The 25,216-nt window shown below is 70.7% G+C and carries 22 protein-coding genes and 1 pseudogene; 18 read left to right on the plus strand and 5 right to left on the minus strand.

What is annotated here, in order from left to right; all coding sequences use genetic code 11:
• Positions 1 to 31 precede the first annotated feature (31 nt).
• Positions 32 to 1,801 carry a coagulation factor 5/8 type domain-containing protein gene (locus tag ACIBK4_RS28635; RefSeq protein ID WP_398998982.1) on the minus strand — a complete coding sequence of 590 codons (1,770 nt, stop codon included), beginning with the start codon at positions 1,799 to 1,801 and terminating at the stop codon, positions 32 to 34.
• A gap of 210 nt (positions 1,802 to 2,011) precedes the next feature.
• On the opposite strand from ACIBK4_RS28635, the gene ACIBK4_RS28640 reads away from it, so the two are divergent.
• The 6 genes from ACIBK4_RS28640 (at position 2,012) to ACIBK4_RS28665 (ending at position 9,535) form a co-directional block, all read left to right on the plus strand.
• The gene (locus ACIBK4_RS28640; RefSeq protein ID WP_398998984.1) at positions 2,012 to 3,328 is read left to right on the plus strand and encodes an ABC transporter substrate-binding protein; all 1,317 of its coding nucleotides are present in this window, start codon (positions 2,012 to 2,014) and stop codon (positions 3,326 to 3,328) included.
• A gap of 8 nt (positions 3,329 to 3,336) precedes the next feature.
• Positions 3,337 to 4,329 carry a carbohydrate ABC transporter permease gene (locus ACIBK4_RS28645; protein WP_398998986.1) on the plus strand — a complete coding sequence of 331 codons (993 nt, stop codon included), beginning with the start codon at positions 3,337 to 3,339 and terminating at the stop codon, positions 4,327 to 4,329.
• Positions 4,322 to 5,191 carry a carbohydrate ABC transporter permease gene (locus tag ACIBK4_RS28650; RefSeq protein ID WP_398998988.1) on the plus strand — a complete coding sequence of 290 codons (870 nt, stop codon included), beginning with the start codon at positions 4,322 to 4,324 and terminating at the stop codon, positions 5,189 to 5,191. Before ACIBK4_RS28645 ends, ACIBK4_RS28650 begins: the two co-directional genes overlap by 8 nt.
• A 38-nt stretch (positions 5,192 to 5,229) precedes the next feature.
• A complete protein-coding gene (locus ACIBK4_RS28655) occupies positions 5,230 to 6,588 on the plus strand; it encodes a GH1 family beta-glucosidase (RefSeq protein WP_398998990.1) in 1,359 nt (452 codons plus the stop codon).
• 142 nt (positions 6,589 to 6,730) lie between these two features.
• Positions 6,731 to 8,596, plus strand: a complete 1,866-nt coding sequence (locus ACIBK4_RS28660) for a discoidin domain-containing protein (protein WP_398998992.1) — start codon at positions 6,731 to 6,733, stop codon at positions 8,594 to 8,596.
• 96 nt (positions 8,597 to 8,692) lie between these two features.
• On the plus strand, positions 8,693 to 9,535 hold the full coding sequence (locus tag ACIBK4_RS28665; protein ID WP_398998994.1) for an alpha/beta fold hydrolase: 843 nt from the start codon (positions 8,693 to 8,695) through the stop codon (positions 9,533 to 9,535).
• Here the strand turns inward: ACIBK4_RS28665 and ACIBK4_RS28670 are convergent.
• Positions 9,522 to 9,914, minus strand: a complete 393-nt coding sequence (locus ACIBK4_RS28670; protein WP_398998996.1) for an SCO5389 family protein — start codon at positions 9,912 to 9,914, stop codon at positions 9,522 to 9,524. The two genes, ACIBK4_RS28665 and ACIBK4_RS28670, sit on opposite strands and share 14 nt — an antisense overlap.
• Before the next feature lie 66 nt (positions 9,915 to 9,980).
• Positions 9,981 to 10,928, minus strand: a complete 948-nt coding sequence (locus tag ACIBK4_RS28675) for an ATP-binding protein (RefSeq protein ID WP_398998998.1) — start codon at positions 10,926 to 10,928, stop codon at positions 9,981 to 9,983.
• Positions 10,929 to 11,084: 156 nt separating this feature from the next.
• Here ACIBK4_RS28675 and ACIBK4_RS28680 point away from each other — a divergent pair, with 156 nt between their 5' ends.
• From ACIBK4_RS28680 to ACIBK4_RS28705, 6 genes are all read left to right on the plus strand, one after another.
• Positions 11,085 to 11,621, plus strand: coding sequence for a GNAT family N-acetyltransferase (locus tag ACIBK4_RS28680; protein ID WP_398999001.1), 537 nt, complete (start codon positions 11,085 to 11,087; stop codon positions 11,619 to 11,621).
• A gap of 5 nt (positions 11,622 to 11,626) precedes the next feature.
• Positions 11,627 to 13,186, plus strand: a complete 1,560-nt coding sequence (locus tag ACIBK4_RS28685) for an ABC transporter substrate-binding protein (protein ID WP_398999003.1) — start codon at positions 11,627 to 11,629, stop codon at positions 13,184 to 13,186.
• Between the two features lie 3 nt (positions 13,187 to 13,189).
• Positions 13,190 to 14,926: an ABC transporter permease subunit gene (locus ACIBK4_RS28690; protein WP_398999005.1), complete on the plus strand. Its 1,737-nt coding sequence runs from the start codon at positions 13,190 to 13,192 to the stop codon at positions 14,924 to 14,926.
• The gene (locus tag ACIBK4_RS28695) at positions 14,923 to 16,149 is read left to right on the plus strand and encodes an MDR family MFS transporter (RefSeq protein WP_398999007.1); all 1,227 of its coding nucleotides are present in this window, start codon (positions 14,923 to 14,925) and stop codon (positions 16,147 to 16,149) included. Before ACIBK4_RS28690 ends, ACIBK4_RS28695 begins: the two co-directional genes overlap by 4 nt.
• A gap of 206 nt (positions 16,150 to 16,355) precedes the next feature.
• Positions 16,356 to 16,961, plus strand: a complete 606-nt coding sequence (locus ACIBK4_RS28700) for a hypothetical protein (RefSeq protein ID WP_398999009.1) — start codon at positions 16,356 to 16,358, stop codon at positions 16,959 to 16,961.
• Between the two features lie 39 nt (positions 16,962 to 17,000).
• Positions 17,001 to 17,741 (plus strand): YcnI family protein, encoded by a 741-nt coding sequence (locus ACIBK4_RS28705; protein ID WP_398999011.1) that lies wholly within the window; start codon positions 17,001 to 17,003, stop codon positions 17,739 to 17,741.
• 64 nt (positions 17,742 to 17,805) lie between these two features.
• Here the strand turns inward: ACIBK4_RS28705 and ACIBK4_RS28710 are convergent, their stop codons facing one another.
• Positions 17,806 to 18,576, minus strand: coding sequence for a CDP-alcohol phosphatidyltransferase family protein (locus ACIBK4_RS28710; protein WP_398999013.1), 771 nt, complete (start codon positions 18,574 to 18,576; stop codon positions 17,806 to 17,808).
• A gap of 105 nt (positions 18,577 to 18,681) precedes the next feature.
• Here ACIBK4_RS28710 and ACIBK4_RS28715 point away from each other — a divergent pair, with 105 nt between their 5' ends.
• The 5 genes and pseudogenes from ACIBK4_RS28715 to ACIBK4_RS28735 all read left to right on the plus strand — a co-directional run.
• Positions 18,682 to 19,662 (plus strand): zinc-binding alcohol dehydrogenase, encoded by a 981-nt coding sequence (locus ACIBK4_RS28715; RefSeq protein ID WP_398999015.1) that lies wholly within the window; start codon positions 18,682 to 18,684, stop codon positions 19,660 to 19,662.
• A gap of 151 nt (positions 19,663 to 19,813) precedes the next feature.
• Positions 19,814 to 20,212, plus strand: coding sequence for a 6-carboxytetrahydropterin synthase (locus tag ACIBK4_RS28720; protein WP_033285811.1), 399 nt, complete (start codon positions 19,814 to 19,816; stop codon positions 20,210 to 20,212).
• Positions 20,209 to 21,393, plus strand: a complete 1,185-nt coding sequence (locus ACIBK4_RS28725) for a glycosyltransferase family 4 protein (protein ID WP_398999017.1) — start codon at positions 20,209 to 20,211, stop codon at positions 21,391 to 21,393. Before ACIBK4_RS28720 ends, ACIBK4_RS28725 begins: the two co-directional genes overlap by 4 nt.
• Positions 21,390 to 22,499, plus strand: a complete 1,110-nt coding sequence (locus ACIBK4_RS28730) for a trans-aconitate methyltransferase (RefSeq protein WP_398999019.1) — start codon at positions 21,390 to 21,392, stop codon at positions 22,497 to 22,499. The genes ACIBK4_RS28725 and ACIBK4_RS28730 overlap by 4 nt, the downstream gene beginning before the upstream one ends.
• Positions 22,500 to 22,510: 11 nt before the next feature.
• Positions 22,511 to 23,638 (plus strand): annotated as a pseudogene (locus tag ACIBK4_RS28735) (YbhN family protein); the annotation flags it as partial.
• 92 nt (positions 23,639 to 23,730) lie between these two features.
• Here ACIBK4_RS28735 and ACIBK4_RS28740 read toward each other — a convergent pair.
• On the minus strand, positions 23,731 to 24,486 hold the full coding sequence (locus ACIBK4_RS28740) for a creatininase family protein (protein WP_398999021.1): 756 nt from the start codon (positions 24,484 to 24,486) through the stop codon (positions 23,731 to 23,733).
• 38 nt (positions 24,487 to 24,524) lie between these two features.
• On the opposite strand from ACIBK4_RS28740, the gene ribA reads away from it, so the two are divergent.
• Positions 24,525 to 25,187, plus strand: coding sequence for a GTP cyclohydrolase II (gene ribA / locus ACIBK4_RS28745; protein ID WP_318019959.1), 663 nt, complete (start codon positions 24,525 to 24,527; stop codon positions 25,185 to 25,187).
• The last annotated feature ends 29 nt before the right edge of the window (positions 25,188 to 25,216 follow it).

Consider the following 25,216-nt stretch of genomic DNA (forward strand, 5'->3'; position numbering starts at 1 on the left):
GAGCCCCGGGATCTGAGGGCCTCCGGGGATCTCAGGGGTACGAGACCACCGTGGACGGCACGGTCGACGTGCCCGAAGTCGGGGAGCCCGTCTCGTTGATGACGTGTTCGTACTGGCCCTGGCCGCCGAGCGAGACGACGAGCAGGTCGTGGAACTTCACGCCCGAACGGTTCGGCGCCGCGAAGCCGTTGTGCTGCACGATCGTCGGGGCCACGTTGTAGTAGCAGTAACTGCCCAGGCCCCAGCCCTCGTGCACGGTCACGCTGTCGGCGACCTTGTACGCGGCGTAGCCCTTGATCGACCCGTTCTGGATCGCGGCCTGGTTCGGGGCGTCGTACGCCTTCTCGTTCTGGAAGAAGATCGTGCGGCCGCGCTCGCCGTTCCACTGCACGTCGTACTTGTTGAAGTGCTCCACGAACAGGCCGGTGGCCAGCACGTCCGCGCCGTTGACGACGAGGCCGTAGTCGGCCCGGTTGGTGTCCCAGCCGATGCCCGAGCCGTGGTCGGCGCGCCAGAGCCAGGTGTGGTCGACGATGGTGTGCCGGTTGTTGATGACCATGCTGGTGGTGGCCTTGCCCGCGCCCGCGCCGCCGATGCGGACGAACACGTCCTGCACGGTGGTCGGGTTGGCGGAGTGGTCCGTGGTCGTACCCGACGGGCCGACTTCCAGCAGGGTGTTCGAGTTGACCGCGCCCGCGTCGATCAGGAACCCGGCCAGCCGTACGCCGTCGACGTCGGCGGTCTTGAGGGCCGTAACTCCGTTGTCCGGGGCCAGAGTTGCGTAACCCAGGCCCAGCACAACGGTGTTGGCGCGGTTCACCTGGATCGGCTGGTCCAGGTGGTAGATGCCCGGCGTCAGCAGGAGGTGAAGTCCCTGGGTGAGCGCCTGGTTGAGCGTGGCGGCCGTGACGCCCGGCTTCGCGACGTAGAACTGGGACAGGGACAGCGAGGTGCCGCGCGGTGTGCCGTTGCCCCAGGTCACGCCGCTCGCGTTGGTGCGCTTCTCCGGGAGGAAGACGCGGTACTCGGTGCCGTTCAGGTAGAGGAAGGGCTTCTCGCGGGAGACCGGGGTGGTGGCCAGCGTGGTGTACACCGGGTTGGGGAAGCCCTGCGCCGGAGCGCCCTGGACGCCTGAGAAGACCATGTTCCAGACACCGTTGAGCCAGCTGCCGATCGCGCTGTCGCGGGTGTACCACTGCTGCTGCGAGTACGGCTGGACCTGGCCGTCGATCCGGCTGTCGGCGATGTAGCCGCCGCTGGCCCAACCGTAGCCGTTCGGGGAGAGGTTGAGGCTGCCGCGTACGTGCATACGACGGAAGGGGGCCGCCTGAGCCACGGCCCACCTGTTCGTACCGCTGACGGGCACCAGCGCGAGGTTCTCCGCCGAACGCCAGAAGTTCTGGGTGGCGTTGCCGTTGAACCAGCCGGCGTCGACCGTGATGTCACCGTTGATCGTGGTGTCGTCGGGGGAGAGGCCGAGCCCGGAGATCGAGGTGTAGAAGCCGAGTTGGGCGTTGAGCCCGCTGTACGTGCCCGGCTTGAACAGCAGTTGGTAGCGGCCGGTGCCGAACTGGGCCGTCTCCTGTTGGGCGAAGATCTGGTCGAGCCTCGCCTGGATGCCGGCGGTGGACGGGTCGAAGACGATCACGTTGGGGCCAAGATCGCCGCCGCCCGGCAGAGCGGCAAGTGGCTTGTTCGCGGCGGGAGTTGCGGGGGCGGCGGAGGCGGGGGTCGGCAGTGCTGCCAGCGCGGACACGGCCGCGGCCGCACCGAGAACGGTTCTGCGGGGAACTGAGGACATTTCGCGGCTCTCCTTGTTCATGAAATGAACGCCGGTGGGGTTGGGAGCGCTCTCTCGCGGGGGAATGCTTCAGGTCCGTGAACACGGTCGTCAAGAGGTACGACCGAGTTCGACGAGTGGCGTCCAAACTCTTGACGCCTTTGGCTTCCGAGGTTTAACTCACGTCCTAAATTAAGTCGTGAGTGCATTCCCTGAAGGGACACCCGGAGTATGCGCAGCATCCGAGCCGCGGCCGTAGGCGCCGTCACCATGTCACTCGCCCTTGCGGCCACGGCCTGCGGAGGCGGTTCGTCCACGGGTGGGGGATCCAACGACTCGCCCAAGACGCTCACCTACTGGGCCTCCAACCAGGGCGCCAGCATCGCGATCGACAAGAAGGTCCTCCAGCCGGAACTCGACAAGTTCAAGAAGCAGACCGGCATCACGGTGAAGCTGGAGGTCGTGCCCTGGTCCGACCTGCTCAACCGCATCCTCACGGCGACGACTTCAGGCCAGGGCCCCGACGTCCTGAACATCGGCAACACCTGGAGCGCCTCGCTGCAGGCCACCGGCGCCTTCCTGCCGTGGAGCACGGCCAACTTCGCGAAGATCGGCGGCAAGGACCGCTTCGTCGACTCCGCGCTCGGCTCCACCGGCGCCACCGGCAAGGACCCGGCCGCCGTCCCGCTGTACTCGATGGCGTACGCGCTCTACTACAACAAGCAGATCTTCGCCGACGCCGGCATCTCCCAACCGCCCGCCACCTGGACCGAGTTGGTCGCCGACGGCAAGAAGATCCAGGCGAAGGGCAAGCAGGTGCTCGGCGCCGAGGGCGCCAACGTCTCCGAGAACATCCACCACGCGTTCGTCTTCGCCAAGCAGCACGGCGCCGACTTCTTCACCGCCGACGGCAAGGCCGACTTCACCAACGACGGCGTCGTGGCGGCCGTCAAGCAGTACGTCGACCTGATGGCCACGGACAAGGTCATCCCGGTCGGCAACGCCGAGTACGCGCAGAACCAGTCCGTCAGCGACTTCGCCAAGGGCAAGACGGCGATGCTGATGTGGCAGTCGGCCTCCGCCAACCTCAAGTCGCAGGGCATGAGCGACAGTGCGTACGGCATCGCCCCGATCCCCGTGCAGTCCGGCACCCCGGGCACCGGCGCGCAGACCAACTCGATGGTGGCGGGCATCAACCTCGCCGTCTTCAAGAACACCGACAACCTGGACGGCTCCACCAAGTTCGTGAAGTTCATGACGAGCGACGCCGAGCAGAAGATCCTCAACACGGCGTACAGCTCCATCCCGCCGGTGAAGACCGCGCAGGAGGACACCGCGTTCAACACCCCCGCGAACGCCGTCCTCAAGGACACCCTCGCCAAGAGCGCCGCCGCGCTCCCGCAGGTCGCCGACGAGTCCCAGTTCGAGACGGCGGTCGGCACGGCCGTCAAGGACCTGTTCGCCGACGCCGCCGCGGGACGCGCGGTGACGACCGCGTCGGTCAAGGCGGAGCTCGAAAAGGCTCAGCAGCAGATGCCGGCGAAGTGAGTGCGACTGTGACGAGCACTGTCACCCCGGAGGCCGCCGAGCGGAAGACCCCTTCCGCCACGGCGGCCCCCGGCCCGCGCCGCCGCAGTGACCGGATCCGTCGCATCGGACTGCCGTATCTGCTGCTCCTGCCCGCCCTGATCCTCGAACTCCTGGTCCACCTGGTGCCGATGGTCATCGGCATCGTCATGAGCTTCAAGGAGCTCACCCAGTTCTACATCCGCGACTGGGGCACCGCGCCCTGGACCGGTTTCGGCAACTACAAGGTCTCGGTGGACTTCAGCGCCCCCGTCGGCAAGGCGCTGCTGCACTCCTTCTTCGTCACCGTCGGCTTCACCCTGCTCTCGGTCGCCTTCTGCTGGCTGCTCGGCACGGTCACCGCGATCTACATGCAGGACAACTTCCGCGGCCGCGGGTTCTTGAGAGCGCTCTTTCTCATCCCGTACGCGCTGCCGGTCTACGCGGCCGTCATCACCTGGGTCTTCATGTTCCAGCACGACAACGGCCTGGTGAACCACGTCCTGCACGACCAGCTGCACATCACCAGCAAGCCGTCGTTCTGGCTGATCGGCGACAACAGCTTCTACGCGCTGCTCATCGTGCACGTGTGGAAGGGCTGGCCGTTCGCCTTCCTCATCGTCATGGCCGGCCTCCAGAACATCCCCAAGGAGCTGTACGAGGCCGCGTCGATCGACGGCGCCGGCCTGTTGCAGCAGATCCGCCGCATCACCCTGCCGTCGCTGCGCCCGGTCAACCAGGTGCTGGTCCTCGTCCTGTTCCTGTGGACGTTCAACGACTTCAACACGCCGTACGTCCTGTTCGGCAGGTCCGCACCCGAGGCCGCGGACCTCATCTCGGTGCACATCTACCAAGCCTCGTTCGTCACCTGGAACTTCGGCACCGGCTCCGCGATGTCGGTCCTGCTGCTCCTGTTCCTGCTCGTCGTCACCGGCGTGTACCTGGCGGTCACTTCACGCGGAAGGAAGTCGGCCAATGTCTAGTTCCTCGCTCACCAGGTCGCCGATGGCCCCGCCCCGCTCCTTCATCTGGTCGCGGCGGATCTTCCTCACCCTGCTCGCCGGCTTCGTCCTGGTGCCGGTGTACGTCATGCTCTCCAGCTCCCTGAAACCGCTCTCGGACGTCACGGGCAAGTTCCGCTGGCTGCCGAGCGGTCTCACGATCCGCCCGTACATCGACATCTGGTCGACGGTCCCGCTCGCGAAGTACTTCATGAACTCGCTGATCGTGTCCGTCGCCGCGACCCTCTGCTCGGTGGTGATCGCGGTCTTCGCCGCGTACGCCGTCAGCCGCTACGAGTTCCGCGGCAAGCGCGTCTTCACGGTCACCGTCCTGTCGACGCAGATGTTCCCGGGCATCCTGTTCCTCCTCCCGCTGTTCCTCCTCTACGTCAACATCGGCAACGCCACGGGCATCGCCCTGTTCGGCTCGCGCGGCGGCCTGATCCTGACGTATCTCACCTTCTCGCTCCCGTTCTCCATCTGGATGCTGATCGGCTACTTCGACTCCGTGCCAAGGGACTTGGACGAAGCCGCGCTGGTCGACGGCTGCGGACCGCTCGGCGCGCTGCTGCGTGTCGTCGTCCCCGCAGCGATCCCCGGCATCGTCGCGGTTGCCGTCTACGCCTTCATGACCGCGTGGGGAGAAGTCCTCTTCGCCTCCGTCATGACGAACGACTCGACCCGCACGCTCGCCGTCGGACTCCAGGGCTACTCCACGCTCAACGACGTGTACTGGAACCAGATCATGGCCGCCTCGCTGGTCGTCAGCGTGCCCGTGGTCGCCGGCTTCCTGCTGCTGCAGCGCTATCTCGTCGCCGGGCTGACGGCGGGCGCCGTCAAGTGACCGACCCGACCAACTCAGCTGACCGTAAAGGGACTTCAGTGACCATCGATTTCGCCGCACTCCCGCACGACTTCCTGTGGGGCACGGCCACCGCGGCGTACCAGATCGAGGGAGCCGTCGCCGAGGACGGACGCGCGCCGTCGATCTGGGACACCTTCTCGCACACCCCCGGAAAGATCGCGAACGACGACAACGGCGACGTCGCCTGCGACCACTACCACCGCTGGCGCGAGGACATCGGCCTGATGCGCCAACTCGGCGCCAACGCCTACCGGTTGTCGATCGCCTGGCCCCGCGTCATCCCCGGCGGCGACGGTCCGACGAACCCCAAGGGCCTCGCGTTCTACGACGAGTTGGTGGACGGACTCCTGGAGGCGGGCATCACCCCCTCCGTCACCCTCTACCACTGGGACCTGCCCCAGGCCCTCCAGGACCGCGGCGGCTGGCCCGAGCGCGCGACCGCCGAGCACTTCGCCGCGTACGCCTCGGTCATGGCCGAACGCCTCGGCGACCGCGTCACCCACTGGACGACCCTCAACGAGCCCTCCTGCTCGGCCTGGATCGGCCACCTCGAAGGCAAGATGGCCCCGGGTTGGACCGATCTGACGGCCGCCGTGCGCGCCTCCTACCACCTCCTGTTGGGCCACGGCCTCGCCGCCCAGGCGATCCGCGCCGCCGCCCCGAACGCCCAGGTCGGCATCGTCAACAACCTCTCCACGGTGTACCCGGCCTCCGACCGCGACGAGGACGTCCAGGCGGCCCGCCGGCAGGACGGCCACGTCAACCGCTGGTGGCTCGACCCGATCCACGGCCGCGGCTTCCCGGCGGACATGGTCGAGACGTACGGCGTCGAACTCCCCGAGCAGCCGGGCGACTTGGCGACCATCGCGGCCCCCCTGGACTGGCTCGGCCTGAACTACTACTTCCCGGCAACCGTCGCCGACGCCCCCGACGGCCCCGCCCCCTACACCCGCGCCGTGCGCCGCCTCGGCGTCCCGCGCACCGGCATGGACTGGGAGATCGACGCGTCCGGCATCGAGACCCTGCTGCTGCGCCTCACCGAGGAGTACGACCCCCGCAGGATCTACGTCACCGAGAACGGCTCCTCGTTCCCCGATGTCGTCCGCCCCGACGGCACCGTCGACGACCCGGAACGCCAGGACTACCTGGTCCAGCACCTCGCCGCCTGTGCCTCGGCGGCCCGCAAGGGCGCCCCGCTGGCCGGGTACTTCGCCTGGTCGCTGCTCGACAACTTCGAGTGGGCGTACGGCTACGAGAAGCGTTTTGGACTGGTCCACGTGGACTACGAGACCCAGGTCCGCACGATCAAGGGCTCCGGCCGCCGGTACGCGGACATCATCCGCGACCACCGCAGCCGGGCGCGGCGCGCGGCCTGACCGGACGGCCCCGGTGGGTGCGGGCGGGGGAGCCTGCACCCACCGGGGCGCCACCATCCCTGCATATGTCATGCGCACGACAGTCAGCTGCATGTCGGCACGACCGCCCCCAGAAGGAGATCCGCCCCTCAAGGAGACCCGCATGCCCGCACGCACCCTGCTCACGGCGCTCACCGCGCTGGCCCTGTTCTCCGCCACCCCGGCCCTCGCGGCCCCCGCCCCGCAGGCCGCGGCCGCCGCGACCTGGGACACCGACCGCGCGGCCGCCGCCTACGCCGCGAACCCGGCCGCCGCCACCGCCTCCGGCAGCGAGAACGCCGGCACCACCCCCGGCCTCGCCTTCGACGGCGACAGCGCGACCCGCTGGTCCAGCAACTTCGCCGACGACGCCTGGATCCGCCTCGACCTCGGCACGACGATCCGCGTCGACCGCGTCACCCTCGACTGGGAGACGGCCTACGGCAAGAGATACGTCCTGGAGGTCTCCAAGAACGGCACCGACTGGACGCCGTTCTACACGGAGACGGCCGGCACCGGCGGCTCGGTCACCACGAGCACGTACCCCCAGGAAGTGACGGGCCGTTACATCCGCCTGCGCGGCTTGGAACGTGCCACGCCCTACGGCTACTCGCTCTACTCCTTCAAGGTCTACGGCGGCGAACCGGCCCCCGCGTCCACGACCCGCACCAACCTCGCCCTGAACCACCCGGCGTACTCCAACTACTACCAGCACAACGGCGTTTCACCGGCGTACGTCACCGACGGCGGCCGGCCCGCCAACCTCAAGGACGACGCGACCCGTTGGTCCAGCGACTGGAACGCCGACCGCTGGGTCTCGGTGGACCTGGGCGCGACCTCGACGATCGACACGGTCGACCTCTACTGGGAATCGGCGTACGCCGTCGACTACTTGCTCCAGGTCTCGGACGACAACAGCACCTGGCGCACGGTCTACGAACCCTCGGCCGCCGACATCGCGGCCCGCCGCGCGAACATCCAGGCGCCCGCCGACGCGACGGGCCGCCACGACACGGTCACCCTGCCCCAGCCGGTCACCGGCCGCTACGTCCGCATGCTCGGAAAGGAACGCCGCTCCTTCTACAACCCGGCACCGTACACGGCCCAATTCGGCTACTCCCTCTACGAGTTCCAGGTCTGGGGCACCGGCGGCAGCGCGGCGGCGGCCTACCCCGCACTCCCCGGCGACCAGCCGGGCACGTACCAGACGACGTTCTTCGACGACTTCACGTCGGCGGCCCTCGACCGCTCCAAGTGGCGGGTGGTGAGGACCGGCACGGAAATGGGCTCGGTCAACGGCGAGTCCCAGGCGTACGTCGACTCCACGGACAACGTCCGTACGCAGAACGGGGAGTTGATCCTCGCCGCGAAGTACTGCAAGGGCTGCACGCAGGCGAGCGGCGGTACGTACGACTTCACGTCGGGCCGCATCGACACCAACACCCACTTCGACTTCGGCTACGGCAAGGTCAGCGCCCGCATGAAGTTGCCGGTCGGCGACGGGTTCTGGCCCGCCTTCTGGCTGCTCGGCAGCAACGTCGACGACCCGTCGGTCTCCTGGCCGGCCTCCGGCGAGACCGACATCATGGAGAACATCGGCTACCCGACCTGGACGAGCACGGCCCTGCACGGCCCCGGCTACTCCGCCGACGGCAACATTGGCGCCCGCCAGACCTACCCGAACGGCGGCACGGCCGACCAGTGGCACACGTACGCGGTCGAATGGACGCCGACCGGGATGCGTTTCTCCGTCGACGACACCCTCGTCCAGGAGACCACCCGCAACAAACTCGAATCGACCCGAGGCCAATGGGTCTACGACCACAACCAGTACGTCATCCTCAACCTCGCGCTGGGCGGCGCCTATCCGGCCGGCTGGAACCAGGTGACGACGCCGTACTGGGGCCTGCCGCAGTCGAGCGTGGACAAGGTCGCGGCCGGGGGAGTGCAGGCGGAGGTGGACTGGGTGCGGGTCGAGCAGAAGAAGTGACAGCTGGGCCGGTCCGGAGCGCGGAACCGGACCGGCCCGTTCGACCGCCCGACAATCCGGTTGCCGCGCGCCGGGCGCCCTGACACGCTCACGCGCATGCCGACCTTCGCAGCACCCGACGGAACCCGCCTCGCGTACCACGCATCGGGCGACGGCCCGCCCCTGGTCTGCCTCCCCGGCGGACCGATGCGCGACTCGGCGTACCTGGGCACCCTCGGCGGCCTCACCGCCCACCGTCGGCTGATCCGGCTGGACCTACGGGGCACGGGCGCGTCGGACGCACCGGCGGACCCGGCGTCGTACCGCTGCGACCGTCAGGTGGACGACGTCGAGGCGCTGCGCGTCGAGTTGGGGCTCGACCGGCTGGACCTGCTCGCCCACTCGGCCGGTGCGAACCTGGCCGCGCTGTACACGGCCCGCCACCCGGACCGCGTGGCCCACCTCACGCTGGTCACCCCCAGCGTCTACGCGGTCGGAGTCGAGATCACCGCCGAGGACCGCCTGGAGGTGGCGCGACTGCGCGGGTCCGAACCGTGGTTCGGACCCGCGTTCGCCGCCCTGAAGAACATCACCGCCGGCCGCGCGACCCCCGACTCCTGGCAGGCCATCTCGCCCTTCGCGTACGCCCGTTGGGACGAGACGGCCCGCGCCGTCGACGAGGCCGACACGAAGCAGACGAACGCGGAGGCCGCGGCCGCCTACGCCACGGAAGGCGCCTTCGCCCCGACCGACACCCGCGCGGCCCTGGCCGCGTTCACATCCCCGGTGCTCGTCCTGGCCGGCGAGTTCGACATCTCCGCTCCGCCGCGCGCGATGGCGGAGTACGCGGGGTTGTTCCCGAACGCGGAGTTGGTGGTTCAGCCCGGCGCCGGACACATGCCGTGGCTGGACGACGCCGAGCGGTTCGTCGCGCTGGTGCTGCCCGTCAGCAGTCCCTGAACTCCGGTGACTGGTTCAGCACTTGGGACCGTACCGACGTGAACCGCGCGTACGTCTCCCCGCCCAGCGCCCCCGGCCGGAACGCCGCCACCCGGTGGCAGTTCTGGAAGGCCAGGGCCACCCCGAAGTGGCGCTCCAGGCTCCCTCGGATCGCGTCACTCGCCAACGCGCGCAGCAACTGGCCGCGTTCCTGTTCGGACGGGGGCGGGGTCTGGTTGTCGGTGAAGTCGGCCGTGCCGTCGTGGAGTTCGGTGGCGAGGCCGGCGATGAGGTCGTAGGCGTAGGGGAGGGACGTGCGGACCGTGTCCACGAAGTCCGCCTCGCGGATGGTGCCGTGCTCGGCTTCGGCGAGGAGCTTCGGAGAGACGTCGAGAGACATGAAAAGGGGTGTCCTGTCCGGTAGTTGGGGATGGGGATGGGGAGTGGGGGGGGGAGCGGGGTGGTGTCAGGGCTGTGGCGTCGGGCCCGGTACGTACTCCGGGTCCACCTGGGCCGCTAGGTCCAGGCCTGTTGTCTTGTCCGCCCAGGCCCGTGCGTTGCGGAGGTGGAACTCGACGGCGTGGCGGTGCAGGGTCGGCCAGTCCCTGGGGCGGGCGTCTACCGCCTCGCGCAGAAGGCGCAGGGCGTGTGTGTTGTGTGGCTCCAACTCGCCCTGGGTTCTGCCCTGTTCGGCGGCGCGGACGGCGGGAGAGTGGATCAGGTGGGTCAGGAGGTCGTCGCCCACCTCCTCCTTGAGGAAGAGCAGGTCGTCCTCGCCGGTGACCTTGTTGCCGATCACGGCGAGGGGGATGTCGAACTCCCGTGCATGCTCGCGGTATTGGCGGTAGACGGAGACGCCCTTGCGGGTGGGTTCGGCCACCAGGAACGTCAGGTCGAAGCGGGTGAAGAGGCCGGAGGCGAAGGCATCGGCGCCGGCCGTCATGTCGACCACGACGTACTCGGCGGGGCCGTCGACGAGGTGGTTCAAGTACAGCTCCACCGCGCCGAGTTTGGAGTGGTAGCAGGCCACCCCCAGATCGCTCTCCTCGAACTCGCCCGTCGCCATCAGCGGAACGTCACCCGCCCGGACCACATGGCGCGCGTGCACCTCGTCGTCGCCCAGCAGGCGCAGCAGGCGTGAGCCGCGTCCCGGTGGGGTGGTCTTGATCATGGCCTCGGCGGAGGCGATGCGGGGGTTGGTGCCGCGCAGGTAGTTCTTGAGCTCGGTCAGGTGGGCTGCCAGGGGTGGCGCGGCGACCGGTGTCGTACCGGGGGACAGAGCCTCGGCCAGGTGCTGGTTGATGTCGCCGTCGATGGCGAGCACGGGGGCGCCGGCGCGGGCCAGATGGCGGGCGAAGAGGGCCGACAGCGTGGTCTTTCCGCTGCCGCCCTTGCCGACGAACGCGACGCGCACTACCGGTCCGCCGCGATCGCGGTTTTGAAAATGAATGTCATGTGGCTAGGTTTTAGGGCGTGGCCGCGAGGCTGTCAAATCCGGTGGATCAAGGGCGATCCAGGGACGGTCCAAGGGTGATCAAGACCTAGGAGTCTTAATGCATATGATGTGCAAGTGCTTGACTACTGCATCAGGGCGGCAGGCCCGGACGATATCGACGGTGCGCGTGCCGTGATGCTCGACACCGTCTACCGCGACTTCCGCACCGGTTATGTGCCCCGCTGGCACGGCGACATCATCGACCCGGCCGCCGCCTACCTCGCCCCGGCTCGCCACACCCTCCTCGTGGCACTCGACCCCGCCGACGGCACGGTCGTGGCCACCGCCGCCCTCGACTCCCGCGGACCGGTCCACCCGCCGAACCCGCGCGACCTCGCCGCGCGCTACCCCTCCGGCGAGACCGCGCAACTGCGCCGCGTCTACGTCCGCCCCGCGCACCGCCGCCGCGGCCTGGCCCGGCACCTCGTCGCCGGCCTCCTCGCGTTCGCCGCGGCCGACGGCGGCTACCGCGCCGCGTATCTGCACACCGATCCCGCCGTACCCGGCGCCGAGGCCTTCTGGCGGTCGCTCGGCAAGGTCGTGCACGACGAGCGCGACGACCCGGGCGGCGGGCAGGGGATCGTGCACTTCGAACTGGCGATGGGGCGATAGACGCGATGCGATTCCGACGAACCAGCACAAGTGGCCGTACGCGTACGCGTATTGGACCGGTGCGACGGCGGTCCGGGCTTCTTCTCGGCCTTGCCGTCGCGCCGCTTCTCACCGGCTGCTTCGCCTCCGCCGGTGAAGGTGAAGGTGAAGCGGGCAGAGGCGCGAGTGGGGAGTCCGGTTCCCGGCTGCGGGTCGCCCTCGCGTTCCCGCCCGCCGAGAACCTCTCCCCGTACGGTGCCGACGCCACCATCCTCAGCCGTCTCGGTGTCACCGAAGGGCTGACCTCCCTGGACGCCAACGGCTCCGCCGCGCCCGCGCTGGCCCGGTCCTGGCAGCGCGAGGGCGATCGCAGCTGGCTGTTCACGCTCCGCGAGGCGACCTTCCAGGACGGCACCGAGGTCACCCCGGCCCGTGTGGCCGCCGCCCTCGCGCACGCCGCCGAGGCGAAGCCCGCCCCCGCCGCGCTCTCCGGTGTCACCCTCACGGCCGAGTCCGCGGGCGGCGACCGTCTGCGCATCACCACCAACTCACCTGATCCCGTACTGCCGTTGAGGCTGGCCGGGCCCGCCCTCGCCGTCCTCTCCCCGAAGGCGTACGAGGAGAAGGGCCGCGTCGACCCGGTCGGCACCGCCACCGGTCCCTTCGAGCTGACCAAGGTCACCGGTTCCACGGCGGCCACCCTCGACCGCTTCGACGCCTACTGGGGCGGCCTCGCCCAGGCCTCCGGAATCGACGCACGGTTCATCGCGGACGGCACCGCCCGCACCAACGCGCTGCGCACCGGGCAGGTCGACGTGGCCGAGGCGATACCCGTCGCCCAGGCCGCGACCCTCGACGCGGGCACCCGCCGCGAGACGGCCACCACCCGCACCACGAGCCTCCAACTCAACGCGAAGACAGGCGTGTTCAAGGATCCGGAGCTCCGCGCCGCCGCCCGCGCGGCCGTCGACACCGCCGCCCTCGCCCAGGGCGTCTACGAAGGTCACGCCGACGCCGGCACGGGCATCTACGGACCCGCCGTCACTTGGGCTGCGGGCAAGCGCGAGCAACCGGCCGGGCGGGCGAAGGCCGTGGCGCCCGGCGGGCGGACCGTCACCCTCGCGACGTACGGCAACCGGCCCGAACTCCCCGAAGTCGCGCAGGTGTTGAAGCAACAGCTCGAAAAGGCGGGATTCAAGGTCGAGTTGGAGGTGCGCGAGTACTCCCGGATCGAGAGCGACGCGCTGGCCGGGAAGTTCGACGCGTTCGTCGTCGCCCGCAACACCCTGGTGGACACGGGCGATCCGGTGGCCGTGCTGGCCAGTGACTACACCTGCGACGGCGGCTACAACCTCGCCCTGCTGTGCGACAAGGACGTCGACCGGGCCGTGGCGAAGGCGGAGGGCACCGCCGACACGTCCGCACGGCAGAGCGCCGCGATGACGGCCGAGGCCGAGATCCTGGGCACGGATGCCGTCGTACCGCTCGTGCACCAACGGGTCGTCACCGGCGTCGGATCCTCGGTCAAGGGCGTCCTCCTCGACCCGTACGAGCGCACCCTCGTCGGCCCCGGAACCCGGCGCTGAACCATGCCGCACCGCACCGCCACGCTCCTGTGGCGCGCCTTCCTCGCGGCTGCCCTGGTGTGCGCCGTAGGCCTGCTGCCCTGGCTCTCCCGAACCGACCCGGCCGTCACCGTCCTCAAGGCCCGCTCGGCGGAACGCGACCCCGACCCCGAGGTCCTCGCCGCCATCCGCAGCCAACTCGGCCTGGACGACGGCCCGTTGAGGCTCCTTGGCCAGTGGCTCCATGGCCTGCCGCGCGGCGACGCCGGCCGGTCCTGGATCTCCGGCGCCGAGGTCATGCCCGATGTCCTCCAAGCCCTGGGCGCGTCCCTGCTGTTGATGAGCGCGGCTGCCGTAGTGGCCGTCATGACCGCCGGGTCGGTGTGCGCGCGGACGTTGCGGCGGGGCGGGCTCAAGGAAGGGCGCTCCGGCGGCAGCGGTTCCGCCGTTCTCGCCGCGCTCCCCGAGTTCCTCACCGCGTCCGTGCTCGCCACCGTCGTCGGGGTGCAGCTCGAGTGGTTGCCGGCGCTCGGGTGGTACGGGCCGCGGTGGGTGGTGTTGCCCGCGCTCGCGCTCGGGTTGCCTGCCGGGGCCGTGCTCGGGCGGTTGCTCGACGACTTGTTGCCGGGCGCGTTCGCGGAACCGTGGGTGCGGGCCGCCGCCGCACGAGGGTTGTCCGGAGGGCGGATCGCCCGGCAGGCCGTGCGGCGGTGTCTGCCCGGGCTGTTGCCCAACATGGGGTTGTTCGTGGTCGGGTTGACCGGTGGGGCCGTCGCCGTCGAGCAGATCTTCGACATACCGGGGCTCGGCCGCACCACCCTCCAGGCCGCCCTCGCCCAGGACTTGCCCGTGCTCCAGGCCGGTACCCTCGCCCTTCTCCTGCTGGCCGCCGGCGCCGCCGGACTCACCCGTCTCGCGGCACGGTTCCTCATCGGTCCCGCACTCCGCGCCGACGCCCTTCCGTCCCTCCACGGGCCCAGCCCCTCAACTGACCGACGTACCCTGCCCGTTGTCCACGGTGCCCTCCTCCTCGGTGTCGTCGCGCTCGGCCTGCCCCGCGATCCGCTCGCCCTCGACACCGGGCTGCGGCTCCAACACCCCACCTGGGCCCACCCGTTCGGCACCGACGCACTCGGCCGGGATCTCCTCGCGCGGGTCGCCCACGGTGCCGTCGACACCCTGCTGCTCGCCCTTGCGATCAGCGCCGTAGCACTTGGAGTCGGCGTGCTGCTCGGGCTGTTGCCCCGGGTGTCCGGGCCGCTCGTCGACACGGTGAACGCCGTACCGCCGGTCCTCGCCGCGCTGTTGGTCACCGCCGTCGCGGGCAGTGGGGCGGCGACACCCGCCCTCGCCGTGGCCGTCCTCGCCTGGGCACCCCTTGCCGCGCACACCTCCGCACTGCTGCTCCAGGAACGCGCCACCCTGCATGTGACCGCCACCAGGGGCCTGGGCGCGGGCCGTTGGTACATCCTGCGTCACGCGCTCCTGCCCGCCGTGCTGCCACCCGTCACCCGGCACGCCCTGCTCCGCCTGCCCGGCGTCGCCCTCGCCCTCGCCTCACTCGGCTTCCTCGGCCTCGGCGCGCAACCGCCCTCCCCGGAATGGGGTCTGCTCCTCGCCGAGAACCAGCCCTACGCCGAACGTGCCCCCTGGGCTGTCCTCGCCCCCGCCGTCGTCCTCGCCCTGCTCGGCGCCCTGGCGGTCTCGGCCGCGGGAAGCATGCGAGGAGCCACCGCACAAAGGGAGTTGGCCGCGCGATGACCACCGCGGTCCTCGTGCGGACTCCTCTCTCGCCGCTGCTCCGGCTGCTGATCCTCACGCAACTCGCCTTCAACATCGGCTTCTTCGCCGTGCTGCCCTTCCTCGCCGAGCACCTGGCGGAGGTGATCGGCATGGCGGGGTGGCTGGTTGGGCTTGTGCTGGGGTTGCGGACCTTCAGTCAGCAGGGGCTGTTCGTGGTCGGTGGCGCCCTCGCCGACCGGTACGGCGTACGGCCCGTGGTGCTCGCGGGGTGCGTGCTGCGGATCGCCGGGTTCGGCTGGCTCGGGTACGCGGAGGAGACCTGGACCGTCGTCGGGGCCGTGCTGCTCATCGGGTTCGCCGCCGCGCTGTTCTCACCGGCGGTCGAATCGGAGGTGGCGCGGCAGGCGGTCGAGTGGGAGGCGGTGGGCGGGGGTTCACGCACCCGGGTGCTCGCGCTGTTCACCGTCTCGGGTCAAGTCGGCGCGTTCGTCGGGCCGTTGCTCGGCGCGCTGCTGCTCACCGTGGACTTCCGGGTGGCGTGTCTCGCCGGGGCCGGGATCTTCGTGCTCGTGCTCGTGGGGCATGCGTGGTTGCTTCCGCAGCACATTCCCGGGCGGGCGCGGGTCAAGGAGAAGGGCGGCGTACGGGTCCTCGTACGCAACAGGCCTTTCCTGGCGCTGTGTTGTGCGTACGGCGCCTATCTCCTCGCCTACAACCAGCTCTATCTGGCCCTTCCCGAGGAGGTCGAGCGTGCGGCGGGCTCGCAGGCGCCGTTGGCCTGGCTGTTCGCGCTGTCCTCGCTGCTCGTGGTGACGGCGCAGTTGCCCGTCACCCGGTGGGCGGGGGAGCGGCTCGATCCGCGCCGGTCCATGACGGCCGGGCTGTCGCTCATCGCCGGAGGATTCGCGGCCGTCGCCGTGGCCCGGCCCGCCGAACTGACCGGTACCGCAGGGCTGTTGCCCGCGACCGGCTTCGTCGTCCTGCTCACCCTCGGCCAGATGCTCATCGCCCCGGTCGCCCGCGCCTGGGTCCCGGACCTCGCCGAACCCGGCCGCCTCGGCCTCTACACCGGCGCGCTCTCCTCCGTCTCGGGGCTGATCGTCCTTCTCGGCAGCGCGGCCGCGGGCACCCTCCTCGACACGGGGTTGCCCGCGCCCGTTCCGTGGCTGGTGCTGGCCGCCGTACCGGTCGCGGCGATCGGCTTGCTGCCGCGTGGGCCACGCCGACCGCGCCGGAGCTGAGCGGAAAGGCTCCCGGCCCAGCCGCAAGGCCCCCGTTCCCGCAGTGCCGTATCCCGGTAAATCGACGCATGCCCGCAGGAGTCACCCCACCCGCGCTGAACGCCCCACGCGTCACCGTCGTACCAAGCCATGAACCAGATATGAGCTGCCCCCTAAACGGCCATCGACGGCAACGGCGGCAACCGCGCGTGGGAGGATCCGTCACCATGAGCGCTTCCCCGGCGGTTCGGAGTCTGCGCGCCGCGGTGTTCGCCGCGGTGTGTGTGCTCCTGGCTGCCGCCGGGCACGGGCTCGCCACCGGCGCGACGCCTCCGCTGTGGGCGGACGGTGCCGGGTTCCTCGTCGTGTTCGTCATGGGGTGGCTGCTCGGCGGGCGGGAACGGTCCCTGCCCGGCATCGGTGCCGCCATGCTCGCCACGCAGGCCGGGCTGCATCTCGGGTTTGATGTCGCGCGGCCACGGACCGGCATGGCGATGGCCGGTATGGCGCACATGTCCGGGCACGCCATGGCGCCCATGCGGCAGACGCAGGCGATGACCCCGCACGCCGTGGCCGCCCATGTCGTCGCCGCGCTCGTCGCGGCCTGGTGGCTGCGGCGCGGCGAGGCCGCGCTGTGGTCGCTGCTGCGCTGGGCCGTCGCCTTCGTACCGGGGCTCGTCGCCTGGTGGCGGCACGCCCCCGCACCCCGGACCGCCCGCACCACCGGTCACCCCGGACGCACCGCCGCCGACGCGGCCCCCCTGCGCCAACTCCTCCTGCGGCACGCGGTCAGCCGCAGAGGCCCACCGATCCCGATCCCGTACCCGGTCTGACCACCCAACTTCCTTTTCCCGTACGGAGATCACCTCACCATGTCCGCACACCGCACCACCCTGCGCCGCGCAGGCACCGTCGCCGCGCTCGCCACCGCCGGAGTCCTGGCCGCCGCCGGGGTCGCCTCCGCCCATGTCACCGTCCACCCGGAGAGTTACGCCAAGGGAGCCACGGACGGCGTCCTCACCTTCCGCGTCCCCAACGAGGAGGACAAGGCGAGCACGACCAAGGTCCAGGTCTATCTGCCCACCGACCACCCGGTGCTCGGTGTCCTGGTCACCCCGCAGAACGGCTGGACCGCGAAGGTCACCACCAGCAAGCTCAAGACACCGGTGAAGACCGACGACGGCACCATCACCGACGCGGTCTCGCAGATCACCTGGACCGGCGGGAAGATCGCGGCCGGACAGTACGAGGACTTCAACGTCGCCTTCGGTCAACTGCCCGAGGACACCGACCAGTTGTCCTTCAAGACGCTCCAGACCTACTCGGACGGCGATGTCGTCCGCTGGATCGAGGAGGCTGCGGCGGGCGACGACGAGCCGGAGAACCCGGCGCCCGTCCTCAAGCTCACCGCCAAGGGGAGCGAGGACGGCGACGAGACCCCGGCCGCCTCGGCCACGACGGCGGCCGGCGCCACGAAGTCCACCGCCTCCGCCTCCTCGTCGAGCAGCGACTCGACCGCCCGCGGGCTCGGCATCGCCGGGCTGATCGTCGGCGTACTCGGCCTCGCGGCAGGCGCCTTCGCGGTCGTACGCAGCCGGTCCCCGCGGTCGTAGTACCTACGTAGTACGCCGAAGGGCCCGGATCACCAGTGATCCGGGCCCTTCGGCGCAACCGTCCCTACTGCGAGACCAGTTCCAGCAGCTTCTCCTCCACCGGAACCTCCTCGACCCGGGAGGTGCGCGAGGTACGCCAGAGCCACAGGATGTCGCGGCCGAAGGACCACACGAGCGTGCCCAGCGCGAGCGCCACCACACCGATGTTGGCCGCCTCGGGCAGCAGGTCCGCGCCGGCCAGCAGCAGGAGGATGCCCTGCGTGGCGGCGACCGTCTTGCGGGCCGTGCTCGGCGGGAGCGGGGCGTTGAGCCACAGCCACACGCGGGCCGCGGCGACGAAGCCGTAGCGCATGCCGCCGATCAGCAGGACCCAGGGACCCATCTGCGTCGAGACGTACACGCTGAGGACGAGGATCAGGAACGCGTCGACCTCCATGTCGAAGCGCGCCCCCAGCGCGGTGGAGGTGCCCGTGCGCCGGGCGACCTTGCCGTCGACGCCGTCCAGGATCAGGGCCACCGCCGTCAGGCCCACCAGCAGCGTGACCGGCGGCGAGCTCTCGAAGGAGTCCGCGACCAGCGCGGTCACCCCGCCGACCAGGATCGCCCGGCCGAGGGTGACCCGGTTGGCCGGGCCGAAGGAACGCGTCCGGGTCCGGTGCAGGGCCTTGGAGAGCACGGCCCAGGTGGCGATCGCGAATGCCAGGCCGGTCAGCCAGCCGGCCGGCCCCATCCCGATCGCCGTGCCGAGCAACGCCAGCAACAGGATCTGAACGCCCGCTCCCACAGCGGTCTCCTGCTGGACCAGCCTTGCTTCGTATGTGTTGTTCAGGGCCACCGCACACCCTCCGGCCGTATGACAGAGTCGATCAACGCCGCGTACTGTGCGCGGCCTGTGGTTACCCGTACGTGAACAGCTTCCCGATCGTTCAGGAGGATTCCGATGAAGCGCACCGCGAGGGCGTTTTGGATCGGTCCACCCGGTCACGGCGAGATACGCGACGTCGTCCTGCCCGACCCCGCCGAGGACGAAGTACTCGTCCGCTCGCTCTGGTCGGGCGTGAGCCGCGGCACCGAGACCCTGGTCTTCCGCGGCGGCGTCCCCCAGAACCAGCACGCGACCATGCGGGCCCCCTTCCAGGAGGGCGACTTCCCAGGTCCGGTGAAGTACGGCTACCTCAATGTGGGGGTGGTGGAGGAGGGCCCGGAGCGACTTGTCGGCCGTACCGTGTTCTGTCTCTATCCGCATCAGACGCGCTACGTCGTCCCCGCGAGCGCCGTGACGCCGGTGCCGGAGTCCGTGCCCGCTGGGCGGGCCGTGCTCGCCGGGACCGTGGAGACCGCCGTCAACGCGCTGTGGGACGCGGCGCCGCTGGTCGGTGACCGGATCGCGGTGGTCGGCGGCGGGATGGTCGGCTGCTCGGTGGCCGCGCTGCTGGGCCGTTTCCCGGGCGTGCGCGTGCAGTTGGTGGACGCCGACCCGGCGCGCGCGAAGATCGCCGAGGCGCTGGGAGTCGGTTTCGCGCTGCCGGCGGACGCGCTCGGCGACTGCGATCTCGTCGTGCACGCGAGCGCCACCGAGCAGGGGCTCGCCCGCGCGCTGGAACTCCTCACTCCCGAGGGCACCGTCCTCGAACTCAGCTGGTACGGCGACCGGAAGGTCAGCCTCCCGCTCGGCGAGGCGTTCCACTCGCGGCGCCTGGTCATCCGTAGCAGCCAGGTCGGGACCGTGTCCCCGGCCCGCGCCCATCGCAGCTACGGCGACCGGCTCGCCCTTGCCCTCGACCTGCTCGCCGACCCCGCGCTGGACGCCCTGGTCACCGGGGAGAGCGACTTCGAGGAACTGCCTCAGCTGCTGCCCAGGCTCGCCTCGGGGGAGATCCCGGCGCTGTGCCATCGGGTGCGTTACACCGACATCGGCTGAGAATCGTTCAATTCCGTACGAGCAAGAGCGTCTGACCTGAGAAAAGAGTGAGAGTCGGCTGAACAGGGGGAGGCGTGGAGCCGTACTACACGGCATCCCCCGGCAGGGATCAGCCGGGGGACCAGACGCGCCGCACCTGGAGGGTCGTCCGTTGTTCAGCATCACCGTTCGCGATCACATCATGATCGCCCACAGCTTCCACGGCGAAGTGTTCGGGCCCGCCCAGCGGTTGCACGGAGCCACGTTCCTGGTGGACGCCACCTTCCGGCGCGAGCAGCTGGACGACGACAACATCGTCGTCGACATCGGACTGGCCACCCAGGAACTGGGCGCCGTCGTCAGCGAGTTGAACTACAGAAACCTCGACAACGAGCCCGACTTCGCCGGGGTCAACACCTCGACGGAGTTCCTCGCGAAGGTCATCGCCGACCGGCTCGCCGAGCGGATCCAGAAGGGCGCGCTCGGCGAGGGCGCCCGCGGCCTCACCGGACTCCAGGTCACCCTGCACGAGTCGCACGTCGCCTGGGCGAGCTACGAGCGTGCCCTGTGAGCGACGTGACCATCGACCGCGCCCCCTCGCTGGGATTCCTGCCCGCACAGCGCGCGGCCTCCCGGAATGCCGAGATCATCCCCATGTCCCTGCGCACCGTGCACTTCGTGATGCCGGGCGGTGTCGACGACCCGGCCACGCCGAGCGGCGGCAACGCCTACGACCGGCGGGTCAGCCTGGACCTGCCCGGCTTCGGCTGGCAGGTCCACAAGCACGCCGTGGACGGAGAGTGGCCCCGGCCCGGTGCGGCCGCGCGTGCCGAACTCGCCCGGGTGCTGCGCGAGTTGCCGGACGGCGCCGCCGTCCTCATGGACGGGATCGTGGCCTGCGGGGTCCCCGAGATCGTCGTCCCCGAGGCCGACCGGCTGAGCCTGGCCGTCCTCGTCCACCTCCCGCTCGGCGACGAGACCGGCCTGGAGGCCGCAGTCGCCGCGGAGCTGGACGAGAAGGAGCGCACGGTCCTGCGCGCGGTGTCGGCGGTGATCGGCACCAGCGAGTGGGCGGTCCGCCGCCTCGTCTCCCACCACGGCCTGGCCCCCGACCGCGTCCATGTCGCCACCCCCGGCGCCGACATCGCGCCCCTCGCCTCCGGTACGGACGGTGTCTCCCGCCTGCTGTGCGTGGCCACGCTGACGCCGCGCAAGGGCCAGCACCGGCTGATCGAGGCCCTCGCCGCCGCGGCCGACCTGCCCTGGACCTGCGAGTGCGTCGGCGGCTTCGGCAACGACCCGGAGTATGTCGACCACCTGCGAAGCCTCATCGCGCGCCACGGCCTCCAGGACCGGCTGCACCTCGCCGGCCCGCGGGCCGGCGCCGAACTCGACGCCACCTACGCCTCCGCCGACCTCATGGTCCTCATGTCGTACGCCGAGACGTACGGCATGGCCGTCACCGAGGCCCTCGCGCGTGGAATTCCCGTGCTGGCCACCGACGTCGGCGGCCTCCCCGAGGCGGTCGGCCGCGCCCCCGACGGCGGGGTGCCCGGCATCCTCGTCCCGCCGGAGGCGCCCGCCGCCCTCGCCGCCGAACTGCGCGGCTGGTTCGGCGAGGCCGACGTACGCCGACGGCTCAAGGCGGCGGCCCGGGGCCGGCGCGCGGCCCTCGACGGGTGGGCCACCACGGCCCGCAGCCTGGCCGGCGTACTCACCCGGCTCCCCAGCGAACCCCGGAGGGCGGCATGAGGAAGACGCAGTCCACACGGACCACGGCACAGGCTGGACGGATCCCGGCGCAGCCGGGGCCCAGGGGCGTACCGCTGGGCATGCTGGTCGCCCCGGTGCAGCCCGAGGCGAACGACGCGACGGCTGGACAGCCGGGGCCGGAGGACGTGATGGCGGGGACCGTTCCCATGGACGCCGACGAGCAGACGGGGCCCGGTTCCGTGATCCCCGGCGCCGGTCCCGCGAGCCGCCCCGGCGAGCGGGCCACCGTACGGCTGCGGGACGTCGGACCCGACGATCCGCCGCGCTACGCGCCCGAGTGGCTGGAGCTGCGGGAGGGGGCCGACGCCGTCGCGCGGGCGCCCGAACTGCTCGACCCGCTGCGGATCCGGCTGGCCAACCTGCCCGGCCGCTCCGGGGTCGTCATCCACGACCTGGGCTGCGGCACCGGCTCGATGGGACGGTGGCTCGCGCCCCGCCTCGACGGCGCCCAGCACTGGATCCTGCACGACCGTGATCCCTATCTTCTGCACTTCGCCGCTGTGGCTTCCCCGCGTGCCGCTGCCGACGGCAGCCGCGTCACGGTCGAGACCCGGCGCGGCGATGTCGCCCGGCTGACCCCGGACGCGCTGGTCGGCGCCTCGCTGGTGACGGCCTCCGCGCTGCTGGACGTTCTCACCCGCGAGGAGGTTGACGCCCTGGTCGCCGCCTGTGTCGGTGCCGGGTGCCCGGCGCTGCTCACGCTGTCGGTGGCGGGCAAGGTCGAACTCACCCCGGCCGACCCGATGGACGCGGAGATCGCCGACGCGTTCAACGCCCACCAGCGGCGCGACGGACTCCTCGGCCCGGACGCCGTCACCGTCACCTGTGAGGCCTTCGCCGCGCACGGCGCCACGGTCCGCGTCCACCCGAGCGCCTGGCGGCTCGGCCCCGACGAGTCCGCGCTCACCGCCGAGTGGCTGCGCGGCTGGATCGGCGCGGCCGTCGAGGAACGCCCCGAGCTGAAGGAGCGTGCCGACCAGTATCTGGAACGGCGCCTCGCGGCTTGCGCGGCAGGGGAGTTGAGCGTGCTCGTCCACCACAGCGACCTGCTGGCACTGGCCCGGCCGACGGGGGGCACGTCATGAGCGTCGAGACGATGCGCACGGTCGCACCGAGGCCGAGCACCAGGACCCGCCGGGTGCGCGTGGACCGGTCCGCGCCGGTCGCCCTCGCGGTGCGTACCGAGACCGGCGTGGAAGCCGTAGAAGAGGTACGGCGGCCCAAGCACACGCCGCCGCTGCACAGTTCGGCCGTCTCCGGTGACCGGATCGGGGTGATCGTCTCCGCGCCGCGCCCCGGCACCGACCGTGCCTCCGGCGTCCGCCGCGTCCTGCGCGCGATCCTGAGCCGGGTGAACTCCCGCGCGGTACGCACCCACTTCGGCACGGTCGCAGGCATCACCATCCTCGGCGTTCTGCTCTGGCGCCTCGGCACCGGCGTCTTCCTGGACGGCCTGCGCCGCATCGACGCACCGACGCTGCTGATCGGGCTCGCGATCGGCGTGGTCACCACGGTGTTCAGCGCCTGGCGCTGGGCCCTGGTGGCACGCGGCCTGCGCATCAAGCTGCCGCTCGGCCCCGCCGTCGCCGACTACTACCGCGCCCTGTTCCTCAACGCGGCCCTGCCCGGCGGCATCCTCGGCGATGTGCACCGCGCGGTCCGCCACGGACAGAGCGCCGGCGACATGGGCCGCGCCGTCCGCGCCGTCGTCCTGGAGCGCGTCGCGGGCCAGATCGCGCTGGCCGTCGTCGGGGTGACGGTTCTGCTGGGCCTGGACTCCCCGGTGATGGCCGACGCCCGCAGCCTCGCCCCGCTCGTGCTGCTCGCCGCCCTCGGAGCGCTGGCCGTCGTGGCCGCCGTACGCATGAACCGTCCGGCCACCGCCACCCGCCGGGGCCGCGCCCTGCGCAGCACCCTCGACGAGGTCCGCGCCGGACTGTTCTCCCGCGCCAACTGGCCCGGCGTCACCTTCTCCTCGCTGATCATCCTGGCCGGCCACCTCGCGATGTTCGTGGTCGCGGCCCGGGCCGCCGGATCCGCCGCCACCGTCGCCCAGTTGCTGCCGATCGCGGTCCTCGCGCTGGTCGCCATGGGCCTGCCGCTGAACGTCGGCGGCTGGGGACCCCGCGAGGGCGTCACCGCCTGGGCGTTCGGTGCTGCGGGCCTCGGCGCGAGCAGCGGCCTGTCCGTCTCGGTGATCTACGGCGTGCTCAGCTTCGTCGCCGCCCTGCCCGGCCTGGTCGTGCTCATCGTCCGCTGGGGCGCGGGACTGCGCACCGCCGGGCCCGGCACCGCCGTACCGGACCCGGAACCCGCTCAGGCTTCCGCGGTCAGCATCGAGAAATACGCGCCGAAGGAATCGGCGAGGCTCGCCAGCAGTGCCTTCCCCTTTTCCGCCGAGCCGAGGGACGGGCGCCCGATGACGCCCGACTCGGTATAGCCGGACATACCGAGCGTCAGGAGATGGCGACGGTCGTCGGCGACGAAATCGGAGGTCTCATATCCGGGACGGATCAATTCGGGATGAGCGTGCAGAAGAATGGAGGTCTCGATTTCCCCCGCGTGCATATCGGTGAGCAGCGAGGTCAGTACTCCGGCCCGCTCCAGCGCCGTCTCCCAGTCCTCGGCGGCCGGGAACAGTGCCATCCGCTCACCTCGCGCGGAGGACTCCTGAACGACGTTGCCCAGGACGTAGTTACCGCCGTGACCGTTGACCACCACCAGGGTCTCGACCCCCGACCGGCGGAGCGAGTCCGCGATGTCCCGCACCACCGCATGAAGGGTCACGGAAGAGATGCTGACGGTCCCCGGCCAGGCCGCGTGCTCGTGCGAGCAGGCCATGGTCACCGGAGGGAGGAGATGCACCGGGTACGCCGCGGCGATCTCCCGGGCCACGGCACAGGCGACCAACGTGTCGGTCGCCAGCGGGAGATACGGGCCGTGCTGCTCGAAACTGCCGACCGGAAGGACGGCGACCTGTGTTGATACTTCTGCCCCCCTAGCCCGCACGTCCTCCGTGGTGTCCGCCGGCACCAGTCCGTATGCCGCCGTCCGTGAGTCCGAACCATTCATTGTTTCACGGCCTTTCGTCTCTGCTTAGGAACCAGATCATGACAGAAAACATTGGCGTACTCGGCAAGCAGAAGTCCGCGCAGCCCAGGGGCGCGGAACGCGTCGTGAATGCTCCCTTGCCCACCGTGTACGGCAAATTCCAGGCGATCGGTTACCTGGACCACGACCGCGGTGACGAGCAAGTGGCCCTGGTCTACGGTGACATCGGCACGGACGACGTACTCACCCGACTCCACTCGGAGTGCCTGACGGGTGATGCCTTCGGCTCCCAGCACTGCGAGTGCGGCGACCAGTTGGACGCCGCGATGCGGGCGGTCGTCGCCGAAGGCCGGGGCATCGTCGTCTACTTGAGAGGGCACGAGGGGCGCGGCATAGGCCTGCTCGCCAAGTTGCGCGCGATGGCCCTCCAGGCGGAGGGACTCGACACCGTCGAGGCGAACCTCGCCCTCGGCCTGCCCGTCGACGCCCGCGACTACGGCGTCGCCGCCGAGATCCTGCACGACCTGGGCGTGGCCAGCGTCCGGCTGCTCTCCAACAACCCGCGCAAACGCGAGGCGTTGCTGGAACACGGCATCAAAGTCTCCGAAGAGGTACCGCTGTTGATCCCGCCCTGCGAGAACAACATCACCTACCTCCGCACCAAGCGGGAGCGCCTGGACCACCACCTGCCCCATTTGGACGCGGTGGCGCACTGGTCCTGATTCCGGCGAGCGGAGTCCGGATAGGAAGA

Source organism: Streptomyces sp. NPDC050528 (genome assembly GCF_044457795.1).
Taxonomy (GTDB): domain Bacteria; phylum Actinomycetota; class Actinomycetes; order Streptomycetales; family Streptomycetaceae; genus Streptomyces.

What these genes read in the sequence shown, in the direction of transcription:
- ACIBK4_RS28715 (WP_398999015.1), top strand. Translation starts at nt 18,682, where the DNA reads ATGAAGCGCACCGCGAGGGCGTTTTGGATCGGTCCACCCGGTCACGGC.
- ACIBK4_RS28665 (WP_398998994.1), top strand. Translation starts at nt 8,693, where the DNA reads ATGCCGACCTTCGCAGCACCCGACGGAACCCGCCTCGCGTACCACGCA.
- ACIBK4_RS28705 (WP_398999011.1), top strand. Translation starts at nt 17,001, where the DNA reads ATGTCCGCACACCGCACCACCCTGCGCCGCGCAGGCACCGTCGCCGCG.
- ACIBK4_RS28670 (WP_398998996.1), bottom strand. Translation starts at nt 9,914, where the DNA reads ATGTCTCTCGACGTCTCTCCGAAGCTCCTCGCCGAAGCCGAGCACGGC.
- ACIBK4_RS28730 (WP_398999019.1), top strand. Translation starts at nt 21,390, where the DNA reads ATGAGGAAGACGCAGTCCACACGGACCACGGCACAGGCTGGACGGATC.
- ACIBK4_RS28740 (WP_398999021.1), bottom strand. Translation starts at nt 24,486, where the DNA reads ATGAATGGTTCGGACTCACGGACGGCGGCATACGGACTGGTGCCGGCG.
- ACIBK4_RS28640 (WP_398998984.1), top strand. Translation starts at nt 2,012, where the DNA reads ATGCGCAGCATCCGAGCCGCGGCCGTAGGCGCCGTCACCATGTCACTC.
- ACIBK4_RS28700 (WP_398999009.1), top strand. Translation starts at nt 16,356, where the DNA reads ATGAGCGCTTCCCCGGCGGTTCGGAGTCTGCGCGCCGCGGTGTTCGCC.
- ACIBK4_RS28660 (WP_398998992.1), top strand. Translation starts at nt 6,731, where the DNA reads ATGCCCGCACGCACCCTGCTCACGGCGCTCACCGCGCTGGCCCTGTTC.
- ribA (WP_318019959.1), top strand. Translation starts at nt 24,525, where the DNA reads ATGACAGAAAACATTGGCGTACTCGGCAAGCAGAAGTCCGCGCAGCCC.
- ACIBK4_RS28635 (WP_398998982.1), bottom strand. Translation starts at nt 1,801, where the DNA reads ATGTCCTCAGTTCCCCGCAGAACCGTTCTCGGTGCGGCCGCGGCCGTG.
- ACIBK4_RS28685 (WP_398999003.1), top strand. Translation starts at nt 11,627, where the DNA reads ATGCGATTCCGACGAACCAGCACAAGTGGCCGTACGCGTACGCGTATT.
- ACIBK4_RS28650 (WP_398998988.1), top strand. Translation starts at nt 4,322, where the DNA reads ATGTCTAGTTCCTCGCTCACCAGGTCGCCGATGGCCCCGCCCCGCTCC.
- ACIBK4_RS28690 (WP_398999005.1), top strand. Translation starts at nt 13,190, where the DNA reads ATGCCGCACCGCACCGCCACGCTCCTGTGGCGCGCCTTCCTCGCGGCT.
- ACIBK4_RS28695 (WP_398999007.1), top strand. Translation starts at nt 14,923, where the DNA reads ATGACCACCGCGGTCCTCGTGCGGACTCCTCTCTCGCCGCTGCTCCGG.